The following is a 1,469-nucleotide window of genomic DNA, read 5'->3' as shown; positions in this document are numbered from 1 at the left end:
AGGATGTGCGCGGGTTGGGTGTGGGGGTCGAGGTGGACGTAGTTGGACCGGTGCCAGGTGTAGGCGGTGCCGGTGAGCTGGTCGGTGACGGTGTGGGGGGTGGCGGGGTCGTCGGGCAGGCCGAGGGCGGGCAGGTCGAGGTGGACGGTGGCTTCGCGGGGGTGGTGGGGGTTGAGGTTGACCACGGCCAGGACGACGTCGTGGAGGTGGCGTTTGGAGAAGGCGAGCAGTTCGGGCTGGTCGACGTGGTGGAAGTGCAGGTTGCGCAGTTGCTGGAGGGCGGGGTGGGTGTTGCGCAGGGTGTTGAGGCGGGTGATCAGGGGGGCGATGGTGGCGCCGGTGCGGGCGGCGGTGTTCCAGTCGCGGGGGCGGTACTGGTATTTCTCGGAGTCGCGGTATTCCTCGCTGCCGGGCCGCACCGGGGTGTTCTCGCATAGTTCGTAGCCGGAGTAGATGCCCCAGCTCGGTGAGAGCAGGGCGGCGAGGATGGCGCGGATTTCGAAGGCGGGGCGGCCGCCGTGCTGGAGGTATTCGTTGAGGATGTCGGGGGTGTTGGTGAACAGGTTGGGGCGCATGTAGTCGGCGGCGGGGCCGGTGAGTTCTTGGAGGTAGGCGGTGAGTTCGTCGGCGTTGTTGCGCCAGGTGAAGTAGGTGTAGGACTGGTGGAATCCGATTTTGGCCAGGGTGTGCATCATGGCGGGGCGGGTGAAGGCTTCGGCGAGGAAGAGGACGTCGGGGTCGGTGGTGTGGATGTCGGCCAGGAGCCGTTCCCAGAACGCGACGGGTTTGGTGTGGGGGTTGTCGACGCGGAAGATGCGGACGCCGTGGTTCATCCAGTGGTGCAGGATGCGGCGGATCTCGGTGTAGAGGCCTTCGGGGTCGTGGTCGAAGTTGAGGGGGTAGATGTCCTGGTATTTCTTGGGCGGGTTCTCGGCGTGGGCGATGGTGCCGTCGGCGCGGGTGGTGAACCATTCGGGGTGCTGGGTGACCCAGGGGTGGTCGGGGGAGCATTGCAGTGCCAGGTCCAGGGCGATTTCCAGGCCGAGGGTGTGGGCGTGGTCGACGAAGGCGTCGAAGTCGGCCAGGGTGCCCAGGTCGGGGTCGACGGCGTCGTGGCCGCCGTCGGGTGAGCCGATGGCCCAGGGGGAGCCGGGGTCGTAGGGGCCGGCGTCCAGGGTGTTGTTGGGTCCTTTGCGGTGGGTGGTGCCGATGGGGTGGACGGGTGGGAGGTAGACCACGTCGAAGCCCATGTCGGCGATCGCGGGCAGGCGTTCGGCCGCGGTGCGCAAGGTGCCCGAGATCGGGCCGCGGCGGCCCATCGGGTCGAAGGTGGCGCCTTCGGAGCGGGGGAAGAACTCGTACCACGCGCCGAACAGCGCACGCCGCCGGTGCACCGTCAGCGGATACCACTCGCTCAGGGTCAGCAGGTCCCGCAGCGGATGCCGCTCCAGCACATCCGCCACATCCGG

General features: G+C 68.3%; 1 protein-coding gene. It reads right to left on the bottom strand.

All coding sequences use genetic code 11. The annotated features are described in order from the left end of the window. Positions 1–1,469 (bottom strand): alpha-amylase family protein (locus IEZ03_RS37235; protein WP_189241297.1); only part of this gene is annotated, 1,469 nt, incomplete at both ends.

The organism is Actinomadura livida, from assembly GCF_014648675.1.
Taxonomy (GTDB): Bacteria; Actinomycetota; Actinomycetes; order Streptosporangiales; family Streptosporangiaceae; genus Spirillospora; species Spirillospora livida.
This window is presented reverse-complemented; position numbering and strand designations above follow the sequence as displayed.